1 protein-coding gene and 1 pseudogene are annotated in these 1,685 nt (G+C 71.0%); both read left to right on the forward strand.

Features of this window, described 5'->3' with window-relative positions; genetic code table 11:
* Positions 1-589 precede the first annotated feature (589 nt).
* On the forward strand, positions 590-943 hold the full coding sequence (locus tag FV230_RS28065; protein WP_147729981.1) for a phasin: 354 nt from the start codon (positions 590-592) through the stop codon (positions 941-943).
* Positions 944-1,191: 248 nt separating this feature from the next.
* Positions 1,192-1,685, forward strand: a pseudogene (locus FV230_RS28070) (hypothetical protein); the annotation flags it as partial.

A 1,685-nucleotide genomic window follows, 5' to 3' on the forward strand; every position in this document is an offset into this window, starting at 1 on the left:
ACCCAGAGCAGGCGGACGGCCTCCTCTCTCGTTAGGAAGCGGTCTCTCCCCTCCCCTTTCTCTGGCAACGGGACTTTGACGATCCCACGATGCAAGCCTTCGGTCTGGTGATGCCCGATGGCCGCCCACGGCCGCTTCTGGGCCGCGCCGATGACTATCGCCCGGCACGCCGAAGCCTCGGCCGCGCTGTATGCCGGCTTGCTTCGCACGCGGCGTGACGCGATGCAGCACGCATAGGCCGGCGCGGCGCCCGACCCGCGCCCGCCCTGAGGACGATGCGAAGCGATCGGCCGATCAGATCAAGTTTCCGTGCGGTTTCGCGATCCCCCGCGACGTCACGATCGCGCCGTCGTCGCCATCGCGACCCTGTGCCCGACGGATGATTGCAGCAACATCGGGGGCAATCTGTCAGGTGTGGCGCTTGGTGGGGTCCCGGATCGATGCCGAGGCAAGAGTCTCTGCTTAATAAGCGCGGCTTTCGCCTCGAAAAGCGGCGTCTTGACTTATTATTGCAATGCAACATAAATCCGCCTCGCACGGGCGATCGCTTCGAGACCGCCGGTGACGACGCCACCCGAGGAGCCGATTCATGCAGACCCCGAATTTCGAGATCCCGACCGAGATGCGCGATTTCGCCGAGAAGAGCGTCGACCAGGCCCGCACCGCCGTCGGCACCCTGATGGGCAACGCGCTCAAGGCCGCCGAGCAGGTCCAGAGCTCGGGGCTCAACCTCCAGTCCTCGATGCAGGCCGCCGTCGCCAAGGGCTTCGACCACGCCCAGACCAACGCCAACGCCACCTTCGACTTCGCGCAGAAGCTCGTGCGCACCAAGGACCTGCGCGAGGCCTTCGAGCTGCAGTCCGAGTTCGTCCGCAGCCAGATCGCCGCGATGCAGGCGCAGGCCAAGGACCTCGGCGCCCTCGCGCAGAACGCCGCGCGCTGAGCCGCCGCTCGGCCCCGTGCGGGGCCGAGGATCTTCCGCCGCGCACCGGCGCGGCGGCCCCGGCCTCCGGTCGGCACCGCGGCTGGATCGTCCGGTCTCGCGGCCGTCGCGTCGGGGTGCCGATCCGCGGGCGCCGATCGCCGCCGCACCCCCGATGCATTGCGCCGGCCGGCAACTGGACTACGTTCGGCCCGTGCGATTCGGGCTCGAACGGAACGACACGCGGACGGCCTCAAGGGATCTCGACGATGGGCAAGCAACGGACGCCGCAGGGACGATCGACCGGCCGCCGCTCCTCCTCGACCCCGCCCGGCACCCTGCAGGGCAAGACGGGTGAGGCCAAGGCGGGTGAGGCCAAGGCGGGTGAGGCCAAAAGCGCTCGCGCCGCCGCGCTCGAGGCGGCGCTGCACCCGCCGGAGGAGTCGTTCCCGCCGGTGCCCTCCGAGGCGCCTCCCGAGCCGCTTCACGCGCACCTGATGGACACGGTCTCGCCCGAGGCCCTCGGCACCGCGACCGGCACCCCGACGTCGGCGCCCGAGCCGGAGGCCCCCCCGGCCGAGATACCGGTCCCCGCCGACGCCAACCTGGCCGAACCCGCCTTCGCCGAGATCCCGAATCCCGAAGCGCCGCCGGTCTCCGAACCGGAGGTTGCCGGCCCGGCTGCGGACACGGCGCCCGCACCTGTCGATGAGCCCGTGCCTGCCGACGAGCCCGCGCCGGTCGCGGCCGCCGCGCCGAAGCC

The sequence above is a fragment of the Methylobacterium sp. WL6 genome, from assembly GCF_008040095.1.
In the GTDB taxonomy this organism is placed as follows: domain Bacteria; phylum Pseudomonadota; class Alphaproteobacteria; order Rhizobiales; family Beijerinckiaceae; genus Methylobacterium.

Coding starts and splice junctions, on each gene's coding strand:
- FV230_RS28065 (WP_147729981.1), top strand. CDS start 590: ATGCAGACCCCGAATTTCGAGATCCCGACCGAGATGCGCGATTTCGCC.